We start from the raw sequence: 23,523 nt of genomic DNA, 5'->3' as shown, positions 1-23,523 counted from the left end.
CTCGCCGGGTGTGTCGTGATCTCGTGGACCGAACTACCGGACCACGGTCACGGGCACGGGCGCACGGCGGACGACCGCCTCGGCGACGCTGCCGAGGAGGACCCGCGAGACGCCGTCCCGGCCGTGACTCCCGAGAGCGATGTGGTCGAAGGCGTCCGCTCCCGCCACCTCGACGACGACGCGAGCGGGGCTTCCGACCTCGATACGGGTATCGAACGACTCGCCGGTGCGTTCGCGGGCCGCGTCGAACTGCTCCTGTGCACGCTCGCGTGCCTGTTCGTACCATGTCTCAGATCCCCCGGGGAAGCGTCCCTGGAACCCGACGGTCACGGGATCGATGACGTGGAGGAGGGTGCAATCCGCGTCGGGCCACTCGTCCGACACGAATCGAAGCGCCGCCTCGGACTGGGCTGTCCCGTCGAAGGGGACGAGGACGTGTGCGGGCATACTTCGGCGTACGCGGGAAGGGTACAAAAGTGTCGGCGCCCCGTCGGGATCGGGCCGGATCGCCGGGACTACCGGCCGCCGGGCGTCGCCGAGGCGGCCCCAGCATCGGCGTTTCGGCCACCGCCGTCGACGGTGAAGGTGGAGAGCAGTTCACCGAGTTCGCCCGCGCGGCCGGCGACCGACGAGACGTTCTCGCTGACCTCGTCCATGGACGCGGTCTGTTCCTCGACGGCAGCGGAGACGCTCTCGGCTTCGGTGGCGGAGCCGTCGCTGATCTCCGCCACCTCGTCGATCATCGACACGACCGCTTCGATGCTCGCTGCCTGGCTGTCGGTCGTCTCGCTGATCTCCTGGACTCCGTCGTCGGTTCGCTCCGCGTTCGCGACGACCCGCTCGAAGGCGTCGACGACGTCGGCCACGGCGTCGACCTCTCGCGCCATCAGGTCGCTGGCCTGTTCGACCTGTGAGACGACATCGTTCGTCCGCGTCTGTGTCGCCTGGATACGCTCCCGGATGTCGCTCGCGGAGTCCTGTGTCTCCTCGGCCAGTTGCTTCACCTCGTTGGCGACGACGTCGAACCCCTCGGCGGACCCGCTACCGTTGCCGGCGCGGGCGGCCTCGATGTTCGCGTTCAGCGCGAGCATGTTGGTCTGCTCCGCGATGTCGGAGATGACGTCGGTAATGTCGGCGATGGCGTCCATCTGTGCCTCCAGTTCGTCGACAGTCTCGACCGTCGTGTCGATAGAGGTCTGGACGCTTCGTGCGTCCTCGATCATCTCGTCGGCCAGTTCCCGCCCGTCGGCGGCGATGGTCGTCGTCTCGCCGGAGAGTCGGGCGACCTCCTGTGCCGACGCCGCGACCTCCTCGATGGCGGCCGAAAAGTCCGACACTTCGCCGGAGGCCTCGTCGAGCATCCGTCGCTGGTCGTCGGTCCCGGTCGCAATCTCCTGAATCGACTCGCTCACTTCCTGATTGGCCGCCGCGACCTGCTGTGTCGCGGAGTCAGCCTCCCCCGTCTGGACCTCGACGTCCGCGGCGAACGATTTGATCTCGGTGACCGTCGCCTCGATTTCACCCGTCATGTCGTTGAGCGCCCGCCCAATCTCCGCCATCGCGTCGCTCTCGCTTTCGGGGTCGACGCGAACGGTGAGGTCGCCGTCGGCCGCCCGGTCCATGGCGTCGCGGTACGCCTCGGCTTTCTCCCGGAGGTGGTCGTTCAGGGCGGCCACCTCCTCGCGCTGTTGTTCGGCCTCGGATTTCAGTCGCTCCGCCTCCTCGCGTTCGCGCTTGATCTCCGCCTGCCGCTCTTCGAGGTTGTCGATCCGAGTCGCCCGTTCGCGTGCTCGTTCGAGTTCCCGCTGTGCCTGTCGGCGGGACTGCTCTATCGAACTGAGGTGGACGGTCAGTGCGACGGCGAGAAGCGCGACGAACCCGCCGTGGATGGCGCTCCACACCCACGGATTCATCTGGGCTGCCGTGTGGTTGTAGACCCGCGATGGGTCGACCATGCCGAAGACCCCGTGTGTGATGACGACGTATCCGATCCCGATGCCGAAGGGAAGCCAGTCCTCGTAGATGGCCGCGATACCGACCGCGACGAAGAAGTGGAAGTGCGCCTCGATGTAGCCGCCGGTCACGTGGACCAGCGTCCCCGAACAGAACGCGAGACCCGTCACCGCCAACACCGTTCGCAGCCGGCGACCCAGTCGCGGCACCGCCGCCGCCAGCGCGAGTCCGGTGATGAGACCAGCTTCGAGCAGCAGGCTCTGGAGCGGAATCGACGGGAAGCTCATCCCCGTAATTGGTTCGGGGCCTTCGAGGAATCCGATGCCCAGCAGAATCGGAACGTGGGCCAGAACGGCGACGACGAAGTACTTGTGTCGCCTGGTCCACACCTCATCGGGGATAGTGCTCCCGTCCGGAATGAACTGGAGTATCCCACCGTCCACCTGTTGTTCGACTTCGAACCTCTCCGTTCCCCCGTCCGACGAAATCCCACCGTTCATACGACCTTGGTTCCCCCCACCCGTTTATATGTATATCTCTCAGATATCAGCTGAGAGAACGCCACGACTGGCCCGCGACGGTCACATCCCCCGTGTTCGGTATCGACCCGCCCCACGGCGGGGCCACACCCCCGTCGGGTGGCCGCCGCCCCGCGATCAGCAACCGTTCGCCGGGGCGCCCCCGACGGCGTCTGACACGCAGCCCTTATCAGCCACCGACGTTTACCTCACGTCATGGACTCGGCGGTACTACTCGACCTCCTCGGTAACGAGAACCGCCGGCGAATCCTGCGGCTCCTCGCGCGAAAACCCTGTTATGTCACCGAGATCAGTGAGTATCTCGGGGTGAGTCCGAAGGCCGTCATCGACCACCTCAGAAAACTGGAGGAAGCGGGACTCATCGAGAGCCACACCGACGACCAGCGGCGGAAGTACTTCCACATTTCGCGGAACCTCCGCCTAGAGGTGAGCGTCTCGCCGCACGGATTCGGCGCGAAGAGCGCGTACCCCGCCAGCCCGAGCCTCGATATGGACGGGCACTGTCGGCACGTCTCGCTGGACGCGCCTGGAAAGACCGACGACGACGTGCAGGACCTCGCGACCGCCTTCGAGCGGTTACAGACCATCGAAGACGAACTCTCCTTGGCCCAGCGGTGGGTGTACGGGCGGATCACGGAGATCCTAGAGCGACTCGACGACCACCTGGGTGTCGACGCCGACAACCGCTTTCACGCGGAGGTGCTGGCGGCGGTGGCGACGGGTGCCCGGACGACCGAGGCGGTCGTCGACGCCGTCGACGCGCCCACCGACGCCGTCAGCGGAGCGCTCAACACGCTCGCCGACCGGGGCGTCCTCACCCGCAACGGCGACGAGTGGCAGGTCGTGCGCTCGTAGGGCGGCGACTGATTAGAGAGGAGTGGTTTTGGACGCCCGAACGCACGACCGCGTGCGATTAGGCGTGCGTCGACGCACAAACGCTACGATAGCTCCCGGGTCAGGCCCGCCCGGAGGTCACGGCCGAAGTAGTGTCCCAGAAGCGCCGCGATCAGCCCCGCAGTCGTCCCGATTCCCGCGACCTGAATCCCGTAGTCGGCGACAACAGGCAGGAGTGCAGTGCTGAACGCGGACATGACGAACCCGACCCCGGCCGTGAGCGCGCCCGCGAGGCCAGCCTCGACGTACCGGCGGGACGCGACGACGAAAGCGAGGACGAACCCGGCGAGTGCGATGCCGACGAAGCGGCCGACGGCGCCGAGCACCGGAATGCTCCCGCCGGCGACGAGGCCGACAAGCGAGAGGACGACCGCGAGAAGAAACGGACGGAGCGCGAAGACCCCGCCGAATCGTCGGCGGAGGCCGGCGAGGCGGCCGGTCGACGCCTCGGTATCGGCGTCGTCGGTGCGGCGGAACTCGGGGCGGCGCATACCCTGAGTCGGGGTGGAAGCGACAAGTGACTTGCGCTCAACGGATGGATTCAAGTCCGCCCGGGCGGTACCGCGCCGTATGAACCCAGGGGATCGCGTCCGCGTCGAACGCGGAAGCGTCGCAAACGAGGGCGTCCTCATGCCCTCGACGACCGCCGACCACCTCGTGGTGAAACTGCCGGGCGGGTACAACGTCGGTATCGACCGCGAGGCGGCAGCGGTCGAAGTACTGGAACGCGACGTCTACGACGTCGAGAGCGCGGGCGAGGACGCGGACGCGTCGACGGTCGAGTTCGACGACGACCTGCCCACCGTCTCGCTCATCTCGACCGGCGGCACCATCGCGTCGACGGTCGATTACCGGACTGGCGCGGTGACCGCCCAGTTCGACGCCGAGGACGTCCTCCGGGCGGTGCCGGATCTGGCGGGGCGGGCCAACTACCGCGGCCGCGTCGTCGCCAACATCCTCTCGGAGAACATGACGCCCGCGGTGTGGCAGGATCTCGCTCGGGCCGTCCACGAAGAGATCGAAGCCGGCGCCGACGGCGTCGTCGTCATGCACGGCACCGACACCATGCAGTACACCGCGTCGGCACTGTCGTTCATGCTTGAGACACCGGTTCCCGTGGTCTTCACCGGGAGCCAGCGCTCCGCGGATCGCCCCTCCAGCGACAACGTGATGAACGCAGTCTGTGCCGTCGAGGCGGCCACGAGCGACCGCGCCGAGGTGTTGCTCTGTATGCACGCGTCGTCGAGCGACGACGCCTGTGCCCTCCACCGTGCCACCCGGGTCCGCAAGAACCACACCTCGCGGCGCGACGCCTTCGAGACGGTCGGCGCGAAGCCCATCGGCCGCGTCGACTACGACGACGAGACCGTCACCTTCCGCCGTGACGGCCCCGAACGAGGGGCGACCGATCTCGCCATCGCCCCCGACCTAGAGACGAGCGTCGAACTCCTCAAGTTCACGCCCGGAATGAACCCCGCCGCGCTGGACTACCTCGACGACGCCGCGGGTGTCGTCATCGAGGGGACGGGATTGGGTCACGTCGCGACCGACTGGATCGACCGGATCGAGGAACTCATCGGGGCGGGGACGACCGTCACCATGACGAGCCAGTGTCTCGAGGGCCGAGTGTGTGACCGGGTGTACGACACCGGCCGTGACCTGCTAGACGCCGGCGTCGTCGAGGCGGGCGATACACTCCCCGAGACGGCGACGGCGAAGCTGATGTGGGCGCTGGCGAACCGGAGCGATCCTGCGGCCGCGATGCGTGAGTCCATCGCCGGCGAACTCCAGCCGCGGTCGGTGCCGTGGACCTGACCCGCACAGCGAAATTGGGCCGGTCCCGGTGACGAGACCCTGACTGCGGGCCGCCGTCGATCACGGTCGGGGCGTGCCGCCTCAGAGTTCGGTCTGCACGTCGAGTGCGTTCAGTTGCTCGACGTCGGTACTGATCTGCTCGATACGGTCCGCCTGTGCTTGATTGGCGGCGGCGATTGTCTCGGCTCGGTCGGCGACCGACTCGAAGCCATCGGCCGTTTCGTCGACCATACTCGCAATCTCCTCGGTACTGACGGCCTGGTCGTCCGTCGCTTCGGCCACTTCGGTGATGCCGTCGGACACGTCCTCGACAACCTCGGCAATCTCCTTGAACGTCTCGCCCGACGCCCGGACCTGCTCTGCGCCGTCCTGTACGATCTCGTTGGTCTCTTCGAGGCTCGAAACCGTGTGTTCGGCGTCGGTACGGACCTCGCCGACGATTCCCTCGATCTCCTCGGCACGGCTCTTCGACTCCTCGGCTAGCGACTTCACCTCGTCGGCGACGACGGCGAAGCCCTCGCCGGCCTCGCCCGCACGGGCGGCCTCGATGCTCGCGTTCAGCGCCAGCAGATTCGTCTGCTCGGCGATGTCGTCGATCACGTCGACGAGTTCGTCGATCCGTCGGATGCTCGCGTGGAGGTCCTGAATGTCGTCTGTCGCGTCACCCGCTTCGCGTTCGATCTGTTCCATCAACTCGATAGTCGTTTCGGCGTCGCTCTCTCCCGCTCGGGCCTTGTCCCGCGCCCGGTCGCTGATGTCGTTTACCTCGTCTGCCGTGGCGGCAATCTCTTCGACAGTCGCCGACAGATTCGACACCTCGTTGTCCACCTGGGTGATGGATTCGAGCTGTTCGGCGGCGCTAGAGCTGATCTCCTGTGAGGCGTCGGCGACGTCGTGTGACGCCGTCTCGACCTCGTCGATGGCGGTTTTGATGCTGCCGGTGGCGTCCTTGCGGTCGGTGATGTCGTGAAACGTCTCGCTGATGGCGACGACCGCGCCGTCGTCGTCGCGGATCGGGCGGACGATGAGTTCGGTCGGGACGACGCGCCCGTCGTAGCTCTCCTTCTCGACCTCGACGCGGATCTCGTCTCGCCCCTCGTCGACGATCTGTTTGAGCGTGCAGTTGTCCGTGCCACAGACGTCGGGGTGACAGAGCTGATCGTAGCAGTTGATGTCGGCGACCCCCTCGGCCGCGACACCGCCCATCTCCTCCATCATCCGGTTTTCTAGCACGACGTTGAAGTTCGTGTCCAGAATGCGCATCGCTGCGCCGGTCGAGTCCATGATCGCTCGAACGTTGTTCGAGAGAACGTCGGTGAGTTCCGCGTGATCGAGGTCTCTCCCACCGGAGATTTCCTGAGAAAAGTCGGTCCCGCTGGTGGGCCCGTCTTCCTGTGTCGACATACGTTTCCCCGGATCGCCCGTGTATAAAGTCACACCTCCTGATTTTTCAGAGTTGAGAAATGTCCGCTGGCGAACGGTGTGGTCGCGGCGCCGCCGAATCCACAATTCACTTACCCCCGCTCGCCACAGACGTGGTATGATCCACGTCGTCGGCGGTGGCATCGCCGGACTGGCCGCCGCCTACCGCCTTCAGCAACGCGGACTGGAGGCGACGGTGCTGGAGGCGAGCGACGACCTCGGCGGGTTGGCAGCGACGTACTCGACCGCCGGCGACGATATCGAGCGGTTCTACCACCACCTCTCGAAGTCCGAGGAGACCATCGTCGAGTTGGCCGAGGAGTTGGGTCTCGGCGACCGGGTCGAGTGGCTGGTCGGCAAAAATGCCTACTACGTCGACGGCGTGGTCCACCCGTTGGATACGCTCCCACAGATCGCCGCCTACCCCCACCTGAGTCTCTACGATACGTTCCGGCTCGGCCTCCTGACACTCGAAATCGACGTGCGCGGCGGACGCCCGCGCTTCGACACGTACGACGAACTCGAAGCCTTCGAGGACGTGCCGATAAAGGAGTTTCTGCTGGAACACACCACGCGCGGGGTCTACGAGCACTTCTTCGAACCGCTCCTCGACGCGAAGTTCGGTGACCGAAAGGAGGACGTAAGCGCCGCGTGGCTGCTCGGTCGGATCAAGTTCCGCGGCGAACGCGACCTGCGCCGTGGAGAGATCCTCGGCTACTTCGAGGGCGGGTTCGCCGTCCTGATCGACGCCCTCGTCGACGCGGTGGGTCGGGACCACATCGAGACCGGGGCGCGCGCGGTCGACCTGTCGACGGCCGACGGCGCCGTCGAGTCCATCACCATCGAGACCGAGTCCGGGCAGGAGACCCGGCCGACCGACGGTGTCGTCGTCGCGACGATGCCGAACGTCCTCGAGTCGCTGACGGGCTACGCCTGTGAGGTCGACTTCCAGGGCGCGGTCTGTGCCGTGGTGACGATGGACGAACCGCTGACGGAGACGTACTGGCTCAACATCGCCCACGACGCCCCCTTCGGGGCGCTGATCGAACACACGAACTTCGTCCCGCCGTCGCGGTACGGCGGCGATCACCTCCTCTATATCGCCAGTTACGTCCAACACGAGGACGAGGCCGTCTGGCAGATGGACGACGCGGAACTGGAGGCGGCGTGGCTGGACCACGTCGGGGAGATGTTCCCGGAGTTCGACCGGTCGGCGGTCGAGATGTTCAGAGTGGCGCGGAACCCACGGGCGGCGCCGGTGTACGAGCGGGGGTATCTCGACCTGGTGGTGCCGTACGACTTGAGCGAGGCGGTGGCAGACGGCGTGTGCTACGCAGGAATGGCGAGTCGAGCGCAGTATCCCGAGCGGAGTCTGAACGGCGGCGTGGTCGCGGGCTTCGAGTGTGCGGACCTCCTCGCCGGGCGCGACTAGGCGCCTTCGGACTCCCGTACGTCGTCCGGAGAAACGCCGGGGGCCTCGGTCGGGTCGACGTCGTCGGGTTCGTCGACCCCGCCGGCGACGACGTCCTCGCCGGTGTCGACGTACACGTCATCGGCGAACCCGCCTTCGGCGTGGGGGTGTTCCGGGTCGTCGAGTTTTTCGGGCGTCGAGGGGGCGTCGGCGACGCCGTCGGCCGGGCGGAAGTCACCGAGAGGGTCGTCGATGGTGATACCGTGTCGTTCGAAGAAGTCGACGTAGCGTTCGTAATGCTCCTCGAGTTCGTCGGCGGGGAACTCCATCATCTCCACCCAGCCGTGGTTGTAGAAGTCGAAGTTCGCCTGGATGTGGGTGATTTCGCGGGCCTCGGCCTCCGTGAATCCCTCTTGCAGCCCCGCCAGGTAGGTGTCCATGGTCGCGTCGAAGAAGTCGTCGAGGTGGTCACGGCGCGCCTCGCGGGCGCCCGCGTCTGCCTTCTCCAGAAAGACCCGGGTGTGCAGGTTTACCAGTTTGTCGTTGACGAGCGAGCCGACGACCGGGAGGGTAAGCGCCTTCCGGGAGGCGAAATGCCGGACGTTCTGGCTGATCTTCATCGTCACTGGTTGGGGTCGTTTGCCCTTCAAGCCAACGGTGACCGCCGTCCGCGGTCGAAGCGAATTTCGCGGATAGCAATCCACATTAACCCGCCCCTCCAAACGTCGGGGTATGACCCAGTCGTATGTGATCATCGGCGACGGGATCGCGGGGAGTTCCGCGGCGGAGACGCTTCGCGAGGAGGCGCCGGACGCCGAGATCACCGTCATCACCGACGAGGGTGAAGCCCTCTACAATCGCATCCTCATCAAGGAGTTTGCGAAGGGGAAGTTGCCGGAGATGCCCGTCTCGATCCACGAGCCGTCGTGGTACGAGGAACGCGACATCGATCTCCGTCTCAACACGCTGGTCACGAACGTCGACCCGGAGGGCCACCGACTGCGGACACACGAAGAAGAGATCATCGAGTACGACAAACTCTTGGTGGCCACGGGCGGGACGCCGGCCCAACTGCCAGTCGAGAACAGCGACGCCGACGGCATCCACCACTTCTGGACGTTCGAGGACGCGCGGGCGATCGGTGAACACGCCGAGGAGGCCGAGACCGGCATCGTCGTCGGCGCGGGACTCCTGGGGATCGACCTCGCGGCCATCTGCGGGGAACGGGACGTCGACGCACACTACCTCATGCGCGGCGACTGCTGGTGGCGCTACGCCCTCTCGACGGAGGGCGCGGAGATCCTTCACGAGGCGATGCGTGACCGTGGAGTCGACCCCGTGTTCCAGAGCGGCGTCGATCACTTCGAGACCGACGACGAGGGCCACGTCACGGCCGCGGTCGACCCCAACGGTGACCGCTACGATGGCGAGTTCGTCGCCATCGCCATCGGCCTGGATTTCAACACCGAGATCCTGCAGGGGACAGGCGTCGACTACGACGACGGGATCCTCGTCGACGAGTATATGCAGACGAACGTCGACGACATCTACGCCGCGGGCGACATCACGCGCTATCACGACACGATCCTGGGGGAGCGCGCCCAGAACGGGTCGTGGGACAGCGCCAAGGCACAGGGAACAATCGCCGCGACGAACATGCTCGACCCTGGCTCCGAACCGTTCCGCTTCGTCTCGTCGTACTCGATCACCCACTTCGATTTCCCCTTCCTCTCCTTTGGCCACCCGACCATCGGCGACGACGAGGCCGAGCGCAAGTACTCCGAGACTGAGTGGCGCCGCCTGGCGTTCAAGGACGGCAAAATCGTCGGCGGTGTCCTGATCGGTGACCTCTCACCACAGAGCGCCTACAAACGGCTGATGAAAGAAGAGCGTGTCGTCGCGGACCAGAAGGACGTGCTCCTCGAGAAGTCCGTGGACGTAGAGCGACTCGCGCCGGCACAAGAACAGTAGCGGCTCTCCTCCCCCGCTTCGTTTTCCATTCGCGGGTCGTTCCCAGCGCCGTCTGTGTCTACACACGGCTCCCATCCTGACATACCGGACTTGCAATCGGTCCGAACCGTCCGGGGAATTTATGTGAGTTGTCCGAAACTCGTACGTAGTGTGGCAACAAAACCCATGCACTGTGTAAGCACGTGTTGGACGGATCGGCAGCGAGACGGGTGGGCGGACCGGGGCGTCGCGTCATGATCGTCGGAGTCCCATCGGAGACGGCCGACGACGAGACGCGGGTCGCACTCGTCCCCACGGTGGCAGCGGAACTGGTCGACAAGGGCGTCGAGGTCTGTGTCGAGAGCGGTGCGGGGACCGGATCGATGTGGTCGGACGCGGCGTACCGCGAGGTGGGCTGTACGGTCGTCGACGAGCGAGAGGCGGTGTTCGACCGCGCCGACGCAATCTGTCAGGTCAGAGGGCTGGCGGCAAACGCCGACCACCCGATGGACCCGTACCGAGAGGGTCAGGTGGTGGTCGGGACGCTTGGCCCGTTCGACCTCGACGAAGCGACGTGGGAGGAACTCGGCGACCGGCGGCTGAGCGCGTTCGCCCTGGAGTTCATGCCGCGTATCAGCCGCGCGCAGAGCATGGACGTCCTGTCGTCGATGGCGAGCATCGGGGGGTACAAGGCGACCCTGGTGGCGGCCGAACGACTTCCCAAGCTGTTCCCACTGGAGATGACCGCCGCCGGCACCGTCCAGCCGGCGGAGGTGCTCGTCATCGGCGCGGGCGTCGCGGGACTGAAGGCCATCTCGACTGCCGAGCGTCTCGGCGCCTCCGTCCGCGGGTACGACATCCGACTGGAGGTGAAACAGGAAGTCGAGAGCCTGGGGGCTGACTTCGTCGAACTCGACCTAGAGACCGAAGGCTCGGGTGACGACGAGGGCTACGCCGTCGAGATGGGCGAGGAGTTCTACGAACAGCAGCGCAAGCAACTGGGGCGGGTCGTCCCGGAATCGGACGTCGTCATCACGACGGCGGCCATTCCCGGCGCGCCCGCCCCCGAACTCGTGAGCGAGGAGATGATCGCGAACATGGACGACGGCTCGGTGATCGTCGACCTCGCGGCGGCCGACGGCGGCAACTGCGATCCGACGGTCGCCGACGAGACGATTACCTACGAGGGCGTGACCGTGTTCGGGCCGACGAACCTCCCGGCGACGGTGCCGGGGACGGCGAGTCAACTCTTCGCCAACAACCTGTACAACTTCTTGGATCACCTGCTCGCGGACGGCGAGCTGGTCATCGACACCGAGGACGAGATCATCGACTCGACGCTACTGACACACGATGGCACGATACGACGGCCCCACGAGGAGAGCGACGAATCGGCCGACGAGGAGGAGGGCACGGATGGGGGGTGAGCCATGACGTTCGTCCAGAATCTGACGCTGTTCGTGCTGGCGGCCTTCGTCGGCTACGAGATCATCACCAAGATTCCGACAAACCTCCACACGCCGCTGATGTCGGGGGCAAACGCCATCTCGGGGATCACGCTGCTCGGCTCGGTCGTCGTCGCCGGCTCCGGGTCGACGACCCTCGCGACGGCGCTTGGCTTCGTCGCCGTCGTCATGGCGACGGTCAACGTCGTCGGAGGCTACCTCGTGAGTCACTTCATGCTCGATCAGTTCAGCCAGCGGGGGAAGTGAGATGGCTGGCGTGCTCGGCGGGCTTCCAGACTCGGTGCTCCAGTTTGCGTACCTGATCGCTAGCGTTCTCTTCATCCAAGGGCTGCGCGATATGACCCACCCGCGGACGGCGACCCGTGGCAACGGTATCTCCGCGCTCGGGATGTTCATCGCCGTCGCGGTCACGGTGCTGTGGTTCGAGATTCTCTCGCCGCTGGTGCTGGCGGCGGCCCTGCTCGTCGGGGGTGGGATCGGCGCGTGGCTGGCGGTGACCGTCGAGACGACGGAGATGCCACAGTTGGTGGGCCTGTTCAACGGCTTCGGAGGCGGTGCGTCCGCGCTCGTCGCCGGAGCGGAACTGGTCGACCTCACCGCCACCGGGAGCGGTCTGCCGGTCGGCGTGACCGCGACGGCGGCCATCGCCGGCATCATCGGCTCGGTGACGTTCTGGGGGAGTCTCGTCGCCGCCGGCAAGCTTCACGGCTTGGTCGGCGGCTCACCCGTGAGCAGCAACGTTGGCCACGTGATCAAGGCAGTCTGTCTGGTCGCGGCCCTCGCCGGCGGCGTCGCACTCGTCGTCCAGCCAGGGTTTGCCGGCGGCGACCTGGTGCCGTCCTACTGGTTCCTGATCGTCGCCGCGTCGGTCCTCGGAATCTTCCTAGTGGTTCCCATCGGCGGGGCGGACATGCCCGTGGTCATCGCGCTGTTGAACTCTTACTCCGGGCTGGCCGCCGCGACCACAGGGTTCGTGTTGAACAACACCGTCCTCATCGTCGCGGGGACGCTGGTCGGCGCGTCGGGGCTGATCCTGACGGTCATCATGTGCGAGTCGATGAATCGCTCGCTGACCAACGTGCTGTTCGGTGGCCTCGGTGGCGACGACGAGATGGCAGACAGGCCGGATATCTACGAGGGCAACATCAGCGAAACCTCCCCCGAGGAAGTCGAGATGTTGCTCGACGTGGCTGACCGCGTCGTCATCGTCCCGGGGTACGGGATGGCCGTCGCACAGGCCCAACACGCCGTCGCCGAACTGGCCGAACTACTCGACGAGGACGGCGTCGACGTCGAGTTCGGAATCCACCCGGTCGCGGGACGGATGCCGGGCCACATGAACGCACTACTGGCGGAAGCCGACGTTCCCTACGAAAAGATGCGGGAGCTCGAAGAGGTGAATCCCACGTTCTCGCAGACGGACGTCGTGATCGTCACGGGCGCCAACGACGTCGTCAACCCGATGGCGAACACCGACGACTCCAGCCCCATCGCGGGCATGCCCGTTCTCGAAGTGGGAGAGGCCCGCTCGGTGGTCGTCAACAAGCGCAGCCTCAGCCCCGGGTTCTCCGGGATTCCCAACCCGCTGTTTGCCGAGGACGACACGAGCATGCTCTTCGGCGACGCCAAGGCGTCGATGCAGGAACTCGTGAACGTCTACAAGGAGAACCGCTAGGGCGGCGACCCCAGCGAAACCCTTATTATTCTTAATGAGTATTGTTATCGTATGTCACGCACCGTCGACGCCGACTACGACGTGAACCGAACTGACACCGTGCCCGAGAGCGCGCGTGTGCGTCACTTCGACGAACTCGACGACTCGGCACAGGAGTATCTCGTCCACGTCGAGGAGGGGGGTTCCCCGCGGAATCCGACCAACCCCTCGGGGTTGAACGAGGGAGATGTCGTGGTGTTCACCGACTACTACCACGTGCAGTAGCCGGATCGAAGCCGTTTTGCCCGGCGATGCGGTAACACATCCATGGACAGCGGCGGGACGATGACGCTCGCATTCGAACTCGGGGCACTCGAAGCACTCGCTGATCCGAACGCAGTCTTCGACGACGCTCGACAGTGGACCGAATACGTGGGCGTCCTCAGCGACGAACCGACGTACGTCGTCACCAACTTCACGCGCAAGCGACGCATCCGACAGGACTTCTTCTCGGGGCCGCGGGGGGTCCGCGAGAGCCTCGACAACGTCGCCGATCAGTTCGACACCGACCGCCACGTCTTCGTCGGGACGGCCGACGAGGACCGCGCCGCCGCCGAGGACCACGACTGGGAGTACCTCTCGGTGGAGGACGCCGCGGAGTTCGCCGGGTGGGACCTCGGCGAGGCCGAGGAGGAAGATCCCTTCGAAGGGGAGAAACGAGACGACTGGCCGTAGGTGCCGACCGGGGGTGCGGTCGACGAGTGTCACGCGATATCGGGTGGACCGAAAGCCATAATCGCGGCGGGGCCTTGCCGATAGTCGATGAGTCACCAGTTGCCTGACGTACAGGCAAGCAAGCCCGATGTGACCGTCGGGCTCAGTCAGGTTGGCGTCACCGGGGTCGAGAAACTCGTCAAGATCGACCGAAACGGCAAGCGTCCGATCGTCCTGATGGCGGAGTTCGAGGTGTTCGTGGACCTCCCCAGCGGCCGCAAGGGGATCGACATGAGTCGGAACATGCAGGTGATCGACGAGATCCTCGAGGCGGCCGTCTCGGAGCCCTCCTACCGTGTCGAAGAGGTGTGTGGCGACGTCGCCGAGCGCCTCCTCGAAAAACACGACTACACGTCGACAGCCGAGGTCCGCATGGAGGCCGACTACGTCACCCGCGAGACGACGCCGGCGTCCGACCTCGCGACACAGAACACCGCGACGATCATCGCGGGCGCAGTCGCGACCGACGAAGGGACCCGCGAGGAGATCGGTGCCCGGGTCACCGGGATGACGGTGTGTCCCTGTTCGCAGGGCATGTCGGAGTCGCGGGCCCGCGACACCCTCCAAGACCTCGGCGTCGACGACGGGACCGTCGAGGCGTTCCTCGATAAAGTCCCACAGCCGGGACACTCACAGCGCGGCCACGCGACGCTTACGATCACGAGCGACGGGTCGCCCGACCTCGATCTGCGTGACGTGATCGACGTCGCGCGGGACTCCATGAGCGCGCGGATCTACAACCTCGCGAAGCGGCCGGACGAGGACCACATGACCTATCACGCCCACGCGAACGCCAAGTTCGTCGAGGACTGCGTGCGCTCGCTGGCCGAGTCCGTCGTCGAGGAGTTCGATCACCTCGACGACGACGCGGTGATCCACATGAAACAGTCGAACGACGAGTCGATCCACCAGCACAACGCCCACGCGGAGCGGGAACTCACCCTAGAGGCCCTCCGGACAGAGGTCGGTGACGGCACCCACGGCAGCGACTAGCGCCGATTACAGCCGGCCCGTCGGAGTCGACTCCGCCCACTGCTCCTCGAAGACAGTTCGCACGTCGTCGGCGAAGGCGGCGTCTTTGAAGTCGATCATCGCGAACACCTCGCTCGAATCGAGCGGGTTCGGCACCTCGATACACACCTCCTCGCTGTCGATCAGCGTGAACGTCCCGTCGATGGTCGGCGACTCCCGGATCTCGTAGTGGTCGTAGCCACCGAGGCGTGCCTCGAAGCGCTCGGTGAGTTCCGTGGGGACGGTGTCGATCAGTTCGGGGTGGATGAGCACCTGTACGGCGACGCCGCGGTCGAGAGCCGTCTCGAACGCCTCTAACACCCGCCGGCCGACCGTTCCGAGGTCGATCTGTGGAGAAGGAAGACCGACGACGTAGTGGATGCGCTCGTCGGCCGCCGAGAGGCGTTCGAGGAAGAGATCGACCGTCTCCTCGGGACCGACCGCCGCGGTCCAGAACTGCCCCTGCACGGAGTCGGCCGCGTCAAGGTCGTCGATCAGGTCGTCGGCCACCGCCTCGTATCGCTCGGCCTGCTGGTCGAGTTCCCGCTTTCGGGCGTCGACGAGGCGGTCCAGCGCGGCGTCGGGTTCGACGGCGACGTACTTCTTGGGTCGACTGGCCGCCTGACTGCGGACGAGACCGTTGCTCTCCAGATCGTTCAACACGTCGTAGATCCGCCCCATCGGCACGTCGCTCGACGACGACAACTTCTTTGCCGTTGTCGGCCCCTGATCGAGGAGTTCGCGGTAGGTCCGGGATTCGTACTCGGAAAGGCCGAGATCTCGAAGCGTCGCCATACGTCCGCGTGCGTGGCGAGCGGTAAAAACGAATCGCTCGTTTACTCGGCGGCGAGTTCGGCGACGGCCTCAGCGAGGTCCGCCGGCGCCGTCACGGTCCGCGAGCGGTCGCCGACGGTCACCTGTGCCGTGCCGGCGTCGGGACCGGGTGCCCGCGGACGGACGACCGCCTCGTGGTCGGCGACCCGGAGGGCGGCCCGATGGAGGTCGCTGCCGGGGTCGGTCGCCACACGGATCGACAGCCCCGGACGTTGGAGGCGGGCGGCGACGGCACCGTAGCCGGCGACTCGGACGCCCAGCCGATCCCAGGCGCCCGCGAAGGCGCCGATGGCGTCGGACGCCACCTCGCGGTACCGCTCCTCGCCGGTCAGGACGGCCAGATCGAGGAGCGCGTCGGCCATCTCGACGTTACCGTCGAGGGGGTGGAAGGTCTGGTCGAGCAGTCCCGGCCCCTCGGCCGGGCCGTCGCGAAACACGCCGTCCGCGAACAGCGACTCGACCGTTTGGTCAGCGACCCGGCGGGCCAGAGCGAGGGCGTCCTCGTCGCCGAGCACCTGAACGGCACGGAGGGCGGCGGCGACGGTCCAGGCCTGGTCCGCGAGGACGAGCGTCGGCGCGTCGGGGTCGGCGTAGTGCTGGACGGCGCCCTCGTCGTCGACCAGTTCCGAGCGAAGCGTCGCGAGCGTCCGCTGCGCGTACTCGCGGGGTTGCTCGGCGTCGGTGTAGGCAGCGAGCGTGAGCAAGGCGTCGACTGCGAGGGCGTTCGAGTCGGCAAAAGCGGTCAGATCCGTCCGAGGGCCGGTGTCGGCGTCGGCGTCGCCCGGCCCCTGGCTCCCACCGAACGCCGATCCGTTCCACAGGGCGTCGGTCAGGTATTCGACGGTTCTGACTGCCGGCCGCCGGTACGCGTCCTCGCCCGTGTAGCAGTACGCGTGGGCGAACGCCCGGACCAGCGCGGCGTTGTCGGCGAGGAGTTTCGCCCGGTCGGGGTCCCCCCAGTCGCGGGTTCGAGCGTACCGGAAGAACCCGCCCGCCTCCTCGTCGAAGAGTCCGCGGGTGACGGCGTCGAGGGTCTGACGGGCCTTCGCCTGATCCCGCTTGAGCGCAAACTCGATGGTCCGAGGCAGGGGAAACTTCGGCGCGTCGCCCCATCCACCAAACTCCGCGTCGAAGCCACCATCGACCTGGCCGGCGAGGTGTTCCTCGATGCGGTCGGTGACCGGGCCACGGGGTGGCTGGTCGTCGCGAAGGCTCCGAGGCATCCGCCCCGCGTCGGCACCGCTCGTGTCCCAGCGCTCGCGCACCCGGTCGAGGACATCGCGCATCCCGTCCGGGCCGAGGAATCCGGCGCTCGCGATGCGCTTGCCGTCGGGCGTACAGAACACCGTCGACGGGAAGCCGCCGACGTTGTAGCGCTCGCGGACCCGGGGGTGGCGGTCCACGTCGACCCGGACGGGCACGAACCCGTCGTTCAGGTTGGCCGCGATGCGCGGTTCGGCGTACGTCCGGGCGTCCATCTCGTGACACTCCCCACACCAGGTCGCCGTCAGCGCGAGCAACACGGGCGTCCCGCGGCGGCGAGCCTCGTCGAAGGCGGCCTCGCCCCACTCGCGCCACTCGACGCGCGTCCCGTCGGTCATACCAGCCCTCCGGGGCGGGCAAGCCTAAGGGCTTCGTCACGGCCGCCGACGCGACGGCGTCAAAAGGGCTATGAGCGGGCACCCGGTAGTGGGCGTATGCGCTTGCGCTGGGTGTTCGCGCTCCTGTTGCTCGTCCCCCTCACCGACGCCCTGTTGCTCGTCGTCGTCGCCGACGCCGTCGGCGCCCCGGCGACTGTCGCGCTGGTCGTCCTCACCGGTATCGTCGGGATGTTGCTGGTGCGCGCTGAGGGACGCCACACCGTCCGCCGCCTCCAAGAACGGGTCGCCACCGGCGAGGTGCCGACAAAGGAACTCATGGACGGCGGCCTGCTGATCGCCGCGGGCGCGTTCCTGCTCACGCCGGGACTGGTCACCGACGCCATCGGCTTTCTGCTCGGCGTGCCGCTGACGCGAGCGCCGATTCGTGGCCTCCTCGAACGGGTCGTGGTACGGCCGTATCTGGAGCGCAAGAGCGGCGGGTTCGTCACCGGCGGCGTCTACACCGGGGGCTTCCCCGACGACGAGGACGTCTACGACGTCGACGGCGGCTCCTACCGCGTCGACGACGAGTGACGGCCTCGCGGAACTCCGAACGGAAACGCTTAAACGAAAGACCGCGCAAGCAATTGATGCGCTCACCTGGGCCAATAGCTCAGTCAGGTTGAGCGCTCGGCTGATAACCGGGAGGCCCGCGGTTCAAATCCGCGTTGGCCCACCTCCTTCCCTGTCGGTCTCTGACCGGCCGGGAACTGGGGCCGCAACTCCCCAGCCATTTCATTTCGGTTCACTCACTACAAACAGAGTCGCCCACGCGCGGCGCGTGCTACACGAGCGATGCGCGAGCCGCGGCGAAGCGTTGCAGCCGGCGGTCTACCAGTCATCGTCGTCGTCGTCGCCGTCGTCGGCGGTCGATGTGCTGACTCCCCCATGGACGCCGGTCCCCCAACTGCGGTCGGGAGGGGAGTAACAGTTGTCCGTCAGTGTCCACTGAGGGATCGACATGGCGAACTGCCGGGGATCGAGGGTCGCCCACCCCTCCAGATAGATCTTTAGTTTCGCCTCGACGTTGATGTTGAGCGTCTTGTTCTGGTGTCTTTGCAGGTTGATTCCGAGGCTCGGGGCGGAGTACCCCGTCGCCGGTCCGAAGTACTTCCTGTCGTTCTTGTTCGCTTTGTGTGGCAGGTCGAATATCCGTTGGGTGGTTCGCGCGTGGTCGTATCGGTATCCGTCGAAGTATGCCGTCTGTTCGATGACGAGGTCAACGTTGAGGTCCGGCTTATCGAACAGCAGGCCGGCGTTCGTGTCGCCGCGTAACTGCCCCCGTAACTTGACCGTCGGTAAGGATGAGTGCCCTCCTAGGTCCGGGCACGGGTCCATTCGGTTGGGCGTGAGCCAGTATTGGCCGAGCAGGCTGAGCGTATAGGTCGTCTGGTCCAACGCACCGATGTTTCCCTTGCCGGGACCGGAGATGCTCCCGCGTATCTCCAGCCATCCGGAGTTCCAGGTGGGGTTCAACTGCCCCGGCCAACTCCACTTGCTCTGTCCCCACCACAGTTCGTTAGCCATCTCGGGACAGCTCCGTTGGTCCCGCTATGGGGTCACATGGGTCGTCGGGAGCATCGTCGAGGTGACTGGCGATGGTCTCAGCGCGTTGTTGTCCCAGCGCCTCGACGGCTTCGAGCGCATCCAGGAACGCATCGGGGTCGTCCAACTGTCCCGCCAAGCCCTGTGCAATCATCGCCAGCAACTGCTCTCCGTGCTCCCGCTCTTCGTCCGTTACCGTCTCCAGTTCCCGCCGCTTTGCCTCCCATTCGACCTTCGAACGCCAGTGCTCGCTCGTCTGATCGAACTGTGCTTCGACCGCTTCCGGAATGGGGACCTCGGGATTGCTCGTCGAATTGGTGTTTGTTGTCATACTGCATAACAGATAATATCATATACATTAATGAAAGTTGTTATATGACACTTCAAAAGTATAATTTTTGTAATATTTGAGCGCGTGGCCGGGGACAGATCTCCCGGTGAGGGGGTCCAGCGACCACGAACGGCCGAGACCGGGAGTCATATTTGGATCGGCGACGACGATGTGGTACAATGGCGAGCGACGAGCGAATTCGCACGACGCACATCGGAAGCCTGCCTCGTCCGCCGGAACTGCTCGACCTACTCGAACGACGCCAGGACGGCACGGACGTCGACCCCGAGGAGTGGGACGACACCGTCGAGTCGGCTACGCGCGGCGTCGTCGAGCGCCAAGCCGAGGTCGGTCTCGACGTCGTCAACAACGGGGAACAGCCCCGTGTCTCGTTCAACTGGTACGTCGCGAACCGTCTCAGCGGCATCGAGGGGGAGCGCGAACAGGAACTCTGGGCGGACCTCCAAGAGTTCCCGGACTACGCCGAGGAGACGTTCAAGACCGACGTCATCGACCTGTCGATGCACCCCGTCGTGACGGGGCCGGTCGAATACACTGGCCGTGAGGAGGCCGAGGCGGAACTCGCGGCGTTCGACGACGCGCTATCGGCCGTCGGCGCCGACGTCGAGGAGACATTCATGACTGCGGCATCGCCGAGTGTCGTCACGGCCACGCACGTCAACGAGTATTACGACGCCTACGACGAGTTCCTCTTTGCCGTCGCGGACGCGATGGCCGAGGAGTACGAACGTATCGCCGAGCACGGGATGACGCTGCAGATCGACGCCCCGGAACTCCTCACGGTCGGCCATACGGCGGCCTACGCCGACGAACCGCTCGACGAAATCAAGGCGGCAACGCGTCTCCACGTCGAGGCGCTCAACGAGGCACTGTCGAACGTCCCGGCCGAGCAGGTTCGCCTCCACACCTGCTGGGGGAGTTACGAAGGACCCCACCACCACGATACGGATCTGGTCGAGATGCTGCCGGAACTCTACGAGGCGGATATCTCGGGACTCAGCGTCGAACAGGCCAACCCGCGCCACCAACACGAGTATCGCGCGTTCGCGGAACACCCTCTGCCGGACGGCTGGACGCTCCTCCCGGGCGTCGTCGACGTGAAGACGAACATCGTCGATCACCCGCGGACTATCGCGGACCGTCTGGAGCGGGTCGCCGAGACAGTCGACGACTCGACGCCGCTGGTCGCCGCACCGGACTGCGGGTTCGGCACACAGGCGGGCCTCGGCATGGTCGATCCGGAAATCGCGTGGGCGAAACTGTCAGCGCTCGTCGAGGGGGCCGAACTCGCGAGCGAGCGCCGCGACTGAGGGGCCGGAGGAATTAGGCACCATCAGCGGCGTCCAGTGTGCTGGCACCGTCGAACGCCGGCCCACCCCGCGACCACATCGGCCACAACGTTCATGTCATGTCGACACACACCATGATCGTAGTGAGGTGATGGGACAGTTTATTCCACTACACCCTCCAGCGGCATGCCCCTCGAGCATCGAGCGGTAGCCACGTAGCCCGCCTCCACTTTCACCACCGTCCAACACCGCGGCTCGCCGTCCGTCACGTCGGGACGAACCCCGTACCGTTAACTCGGGCGGGGCGAACCGACGTGACCATGCGGACGGTACTGACGAGCGTCGTCGCCGACGTTGCCTACGACCTCCGGCGCCTGCACGGCCTCTGGATGGCGCTTGCCTTTCCACAACTTCGCGATTCGCATCCGGTCGTCACCCGTTGGACTCCGGGGACGACGCGGGAGCGCGCGGTCTATCGGCTCTGGGCACTTCTGGGCGGGATCGGACTGCTCGTGGGCTACCCGCTCACGGTGCTTGGACTGCTAGTTCGGGTTCAGGTCGACGGACTCGACCGGACGACCGCTCGTCTGGGCGCCGTCGGGACCGTCCTCCTCGCGGCGTTCGTCTGGGGAGGATTGACCGCGCTCGCCCGCGTTCGGTTCTCGGCTGAGGGATTTCTCGCCGTCGCCGCCGCGGGGTCCGTCGCCGTCGTCTCGACGATGCTGGCGGTGCTCTTTCGGCGTCTCGGCGGACGGGTGACGACGGTCGTCCTGGCCTACCCATTTGCGGTGATCGCGGTCTTTCTCCCGCCGGTGGTGGCGGCACTCTACTCGACAGCCCTCGCCGCGGCCGTCTTCCCCCGGAGCGAGACGCTCGCGGTGTGGCTGCTCGATACGCTCCTCGAGTACCGCGGGCTGAACACCCTGCTTCGCCGTCGATTCGAACTCGTCGGGGTCGCGTACGTCGGCATGTGGGGTACACTCGCGGTGCCCGTGGGGTGGACGCTCGGCCTCTTGGTGACACTCGCGAACCTCGTCCGACCGACGGCCCCCGACGAGACGGCGTGACCCGCGTCGAAAATGGACACCTCCAAGGGCGCGCGGCGACTGTCCTGTGTGTGGTCATCATCGTGACCTGCGAGGAGTGTGGGCGGGGCTATTCGCGTACCCGGTTTCTCGGCGAACCGGACCGACACGGGGCGCGACCATTTCAATGCCCCAACTGCTATGCGTACCTCGGCCGCACGGAACAGGGGTTCGAATCCTGACACTGGCGGTGCGTGTCGCACACCTCCGACGACGCGTACCCTCGAACGAGGAATATTCCCGTCTCTCCCCGGTCACAGATATCGAATAAAAGTAGCGGGAGGTAGATTTGAACTACCGATCTCCGGGTTATGAGCCCGGCGGAATCTCCTGGCTATCCCATCCCGCTACTGATCCCTACCGGCGAGTCGGCGTTAAGGGTTTTGAAATCCGGACGGGGGATTGGGACGAATTCGAGGTGACTATCTCCCCCTGAACAACGTGAGCGAAGTCATCTGATACAGTCAGCACAGGTGGTGCACTCACAACGAAACCACGTGGTGATGGCTTCCCCCGTAGATGCTCTTGCCACAAAGGGCATCGGATACTCAAATGCAAAAGGACAACCGTCGCTCTCCCATACAGTCAGATAATGAGCGAGTCAGAAGACACGGCCACGAAGCCAAAAATCTCAGTTGCAGTTGTCGACGAGTCACACACGAACGAAATCCCGGACAATATCGACTCTGAGTTGTATACGACGACACGACCAGAGTCGTCGTTGGTCGAGTTTTCGGCGGATCCTGACGGAGAGTTGGCAGAGGCACTCAGGCGGAACGGATTCGACGTGTGAACTAGTCAACTGCTGGTCGCTCGTTCCGCCGAGTTGACTCTGCTAACCCCCAACAGCGGACGGATTCCCACGATTACGCTGAATACACGGCGCGTATTGGGGAGAGAGGAGTCGGGAGAACTGGATCGGACTCGATTCGAACCAGAAGACGCGCAGCGACGGAGCAAGCCACGTCACACCACTTCGTGCCGGGAGAGTGCTTAAACAGTCACCTGACGTATGCGGACATGCATCAGCATGGAGGAACTCGATCGCGTTTTGAACAGGTATGCGACCAGTCAGGAGCTCATGGACCAGATCAGGTACACTGCCGAGTCGTTGAGCATGGGGTTCGACCGGTGGGGAGAACGGCATGTGAGTGGTCCGAGTCTGTACCTGTTGATCGTTGCCGACGTCAACTTCGATGCCTACACCGACCCGATGGGCGACAACAGGTGGCCCGTTGAGCGATGCCAGGTCGTCACCGGGTCGCCCGACGGATTCACGCAGGTTGCCCGGGACGTGGCGTTCAGCTGCGACGGTGCTGTCGTCGTGACCGGGGATGGGACGATTCAGGAGCAGATGGTTCGGGTCCGCAGCCCCAACCGAGAGGATATCAAGGAGTCCAGCAATCTCGAATACGCCGAGTGGATGGGGGCCAAACACATGAGCGCGCTGGAAACGTCGATCCGTGAGGAAGTCCTGTGGGTGATCACGCTCAGCGAAGAGGACGGCCGCGTCACGACGTTTCTCAACGGCACGTATCAGGACTATCCTCGCGAGGGGATCGGTGGCCGGTGGCGACCTGACGAGTAAGCGGCGACCGAGTCTCGCAAAGACCGATCAAGGGACGGTGTGGATTTCGGGAGCGTTGGATGCCAGTGCCGGGACGCAAACGCAGCCTGTGGCGTCTTAGCGCTCGCGGACGGTGTACCACTGTCGTGTATCTGTCTCTTGCAAGGTATTTCTGCCAGCGCTGAGGCAGAGAGCGGTTGTACAAGAGACACAGCGCAGATGTAGGAATCCTGTCCGTAGACAGGCCAGCGAGTCGGTCGCGACCGTTCACGCGACATCCTTCGTCTCGGAGTACGCGGGTCGGAGACGTGGAGACAGTGCG

General features: G+C 65.5%; 24 protein-coding genes and 2 tRNA genes. 16 read left to right on the top strand and 10 right to left on the bottom strand.

Going from position 1 to position 23,523, the window contains the following annotated elements; genetic code table 11:
• Positions 1-33: 33 nt before the first annotated feature.
• Together NO878_RS15760 and NO878_RS15755 are read right to left on the bottom strand one after the other, a co-directional pair.
• Positions 34-447, bottom strand: coding sequence for a universal stress protein (locus NO878_RS15760; protein ID WP_256406922.1), 414 nt, complete (start codon positions 445-447; stop codon positions 34-36).
• A gap of 68 nt (positions 448-515) precedes the next feature.
• Positions 516-2,453, bottom strand: coding sequence for a methyl-accepting chemotaxis protein (locus NO878_RS15755; RefSeq protein ID WP_256406921.1), 1,938 nt, complete (start codon positions 2,451-2,453; stop codon positions 516-518).
• A 234-nt stretch (positions 2,454-2,687) separates the two neighbouring features.
• Between NO878_RS15755 and NO878_RS15750 the strand changes: the two genes are divergently transcribed.
• Entirely contained in the window at positions 2,688-3,347 is a 660-nt protein-coding gene (locus NO878_RS15750) for an ArsR/SmtB family transcription factor (RefSeq protein ID WP_256406920.1), read from the top strand.
• A gap of 83 nt (positions 3,348-3,430) precedes the next feature.
• Here the strand turns inward: NO878_RS15750 and NO878_RS15745 are convergent, their stop codons facing one another.
• The gene (locus NO878_RS15745; RefSeq protein ID WP_256406919.1) at positions 3,431-3,877 is read right to left on the bottom strand and encodes a hypothetical protein; all 447 of its coding nucleotides are present in this window, start codon (positions 3,875-3,877) and stop codon (positions 3,431-3,433) included.
• 79 nt (positions 3,878-3,956) lie between these two features.
• On the opposite strand from NO878_RS15745, the gene gatD reads away from it, so the two are divergent.
• Positions 3,957-5,201, top strand: a complete 1,245-nt coding sequence (gatD, locus tag NO878_RS15740) for a Glu-tRNA(Gln) amidotransferase subunit GatD (RefSeq protein ID WP_256406918.1) — start codon at positions 3,957-3,959, stop codon at positions 5,199-5,201.
• Positions 5,202-5,282: 81 nt separating this feature from the next.
• Here gatD and NO878_RS15735 read toward each other — a convergent pair whose 3' ends face one another.
• Entirely contained in the window at positions 5,283-6,605 is a 1,323-nt protein-coding gene (locus tag NO878_RS15735; protein WP_256406917.1) for a methyl-accepting chemotaxis protein, read from the bottom strand.
• Between the two features lie 136 nt (positions 6,606-6,741).
• On the opposite strand from NO878_RS15735, the gene NO878_RS15730 reads away from it, so the two are divergent.
• Entirely contained in the window at positions 6,742-8,055 is a 1,314-nt protein-coding gene (locus tag NO878_RS15730) for an NAD(P)/FAD-dependent oxidoreductase (protein WP_256406916.1), read from the top strand.
• Here NO878_RS15730 and NO878_RS15725 read toward each other — a convergent pair.
• On the bottom strand, positions 8,052-8,654 hold the full coding sequence (locus NO878_RS15725) for a DUF6149 family protein (RefSeq protein ID WP_256406915.1): 603 nt from the start codon (positions 8,652-8,654) through the stop codon (positions 8,052-8,054). The genes NO878_RS15730 and NO878_RS15725 overlap by 4 nt on opposite strands.
• A 112-nt stretch (positions 8,655-8,766) precedes the next feature.
• On the opposite strand from NO878_RS15725, the gene NO878_RS15720 reads away from it, so the two are divergent.
• The 7 genes from NO878_RS15720 (at position 8,767) to mptA (ending at position 14,871) form a co-directional block, all read left to right on the top strand.
• Positions 8,767-10,005 carry an NAD(P)/FAD-dependent oxidoreductase gene (locus tag NO878_RS15720; protein WP_256406914.1) on the top strand — a complete coding sequence of 413 codons (1,239 nt, stop codon included), beginning with the start codon at positions 8,767-8,769 and terminating at the stop codon, positions 10,003-10,005.
• Between the two features lie 233 nt (positions 10,006-10,238).
• Positions 10,239-11,411, top strand: coding sequence for a Re/Si-specific NAD(P)(+) transhydrogenase subunit alpha (locus tag NO878_RS15715; protein ID WP_256406913.1), 1,173 nt, complete (start codon positions 10,239-10,241; stop codon positions 11,409-11,411).
• Between the two features lie 3 nt (positions 11,412-11,414).
• Entirely contained in the window at positions 11,415-11,696 is a 282-nt protein-coding gene (locus NO878_RS15710) for an NAD(P) transhydrogenase subunit alpha part 2 (protein WP_256406912.1), read from the top strand.
• Between the two features lies 1 nt (position 11,697).
• Positions 11,698-13,125 (top strand): NAD(P)(+) transhydrogenase (Re/Si-specific) subunit beta, encoded by a 1,428-nt coding sequence (locus tag NO878_RS15705; RefSeq protein ID WP_256406911.1) that lies wholly within the window; start codon positions 11,698-11,700, stop codon positions 13,123-13,125.
• Between the two features lie 51 nt (positions 13,126-13,176).
• On the top strand, positions 13,177-13,389 hold the full coding sequence (locus NO878_RS15700; protein ID WP_256406910.1) for a DUF7979 domain-containing protein: 213 nt from the start codon (positions 13,177-13,179) through the stop codon (positions 13,387-13,389).
• Between the two features lie 42 nt (positions 13,390-13,431).
• The gene (locus NO878_RS15695) at positions 13,432-13,839 is read left to right on the top strand and encodes a DUF7124 domain-containing protein (RefSeq protein ID WP_256406909.1); all 408 of its coding nucleotides are present in this window, start codon (positions 13,432-13,434) and stop codon (positions 13,837-13,839) included.
• A gap of 87 nt (positions 13,840-13,926) precedes the next feature.
• The gene (gene mptA, locus NO878_RS15690; protein WP_256406908.1) at positions 13,927-14,871 is read left to right on the top strand and encodes a GTP cyclohydrolase MptA; all 945 of its coding nucleotides are present in this window, start codon (positions 13,927-13,929) and stop codon (positions 14,869-14,871) included.
• A gap of 6 nt (positions 14,872-14,877) precedes the next feature.
• Here the strand turns inward: mptA and NO878_RS15685 are convergent, their stop codons facing one another.
• Positions 14,878-15,684, bottom strand: a complete 807-nt coding sequence (locus NO878_RS15685; RefSeq protein WP_256406906.1) for a TrmB family transcriptional regulator — start codon at positions 15,682-15,684, stop codon at positions 14,878-14,880.
• A gap of 41 nt (positions 15,685-15,725) precedes the next feature.
• Positions 15,726-17,324, bottom strand: a complete 1,599-nt coding sequence (locus tag NO878_RS15680; protein ID WP_256406905.1) for a DUF255 domain-containing protein — start codon at positions 17,322-17,324, stop codon at positions 15,726-15,728.
• Between the two features lie 96 nt (positions 17,325-17,420).
• On the opposite strand from NO878_RS15680, the gene NO878_RS15675 reads away from it, so the two are divergent.
• Both NO878_RS15675 and NO878_RS15670 read left to right on the top strand, forming a co-directional pair.
• The gene (locus NO878_RS15675; RefSeq protein WP_256406904.1) at positions 17,421-17,897 is read left to right on the top strand and encodes an FxsA family protein; all 477 of its coding nucleotides are present in this window, start codon (positions 17,421-17,423) and stop codon (positions 17,895-17,897) included.
• Positions 17,898-17,965: 68 nt separating this feature from the next.
• A tRNA-Ile gene (locus tag NO878_RS15670) sits at positions 17,966-18,039 on the top strand.
• A 155-nt stretch (positions 18,040-18,194) separates the two neighbouring features.
• Here NO878_RS15670 and NO878_RS15665 read toward each other — a convergent pair.
• Together NO878_RS15665 and NO878_RS15660 are read right to left on the bottom strand one after the other, a co-directional pair.
• Positions 18,195-18,890, bottom strand: a complete 696-nt coding sequence (locus NO878_RS15665) for a hypothetical protein (protein ID WP_256406903.1) — start codon at positions 18,888-18,890, stop codon at positions 18,195-18,197.
• Complete coding sequence (locus NO878_RS15660; protein WP_256406902.1) at positions 18,883-19,239, bottom strand: hypothetical protein; 357 nt, start codon at positions 19,237-19,239, stop codon at positions 18,883-18,885. The genes NO878_RS15665 and NO878_RS15660 overlap by 8 nt, the downstream gene beginning before the upstream one ends.
• A gap of 179 nt (positions 19,240-19,418) precedes the next feature.
• On the opposite strand from NO878_RS15660, the gene NO878_RS15655 reads away from it, so the two are divergent.
• A complete protein-coding gene (locus NO878_RS15655) occupies positions 19,419-20,570 on the top strand; it encodes a cobalamin-independent methionine synthase II family protein (protein WP_256406901.1) in 1,152 nt (383 codons plus the stop codon).
• 299 nt (positions 20,571-20,869) lie between these two features.
• Entirely contained in the window at positions 20,870-21,616 is a 747-nt protein-coding gene (locus NO878_RS15650; RefSeq protein ID WP_256406900.1) for a hypothetical protein, read from the top strand.
• 292 nt (positions 21,617-21,908) lie between these two features.
• Here NO878_RS15650 and NO878_RS15645 read toward each other — a convergent pair.
• A tRNA-Met gene (locus tag NO878_RS15645) sits at positions 21,909-21,983 on the bottom strand.
• A gap of 243 nt (positions 21,984-22,226) precedes the next feature.
• Between NO878_RS15645 and NO878_RS15640 the strand changes: the two genes are divergently transcribed.
• Together NO878_RS15640 and NO878_RS15635 are read left to right on the top strand one after the other, a co-directional pair.
• Positions 22,227-22,427 (top strand): hypothetical protein, encoded by a 201-nt coding sequence (locus NO878_RS15640; RefSeq protein WP_256406899.1) that lies wholly within the window; start codon positions 22,227-22,229, stop codon positions 22,425-22,427.
• A gap of 237 nt (positions 22,428-22,664) precedes the next feature.
• Positions 22,665-23,222, top strand: coding sequence for a diadenylate cyclase (locus NO878_RS15635; RefSeq protein WP_256406898.1), 558 nt, complete (start codon positions 22,665-22,667; stop codon positions 23,220-23,222).
• Positions 23,223-23,523 lie beyond the last annotated feature (301 nt).

The sequence above is a fragment of the Haloplanus ruber genome, assembly GCF_024494725.1.
GTDB classification, from domain to species: Archaea; Halobacteriota; Halobacteria; order Halobacteriales; family Haloferacaceae; genus Haloplanus; species Haloplanus ruber.
This window is presented reverse-complemented; position numbering and strand designations above follow the sequence as displayed.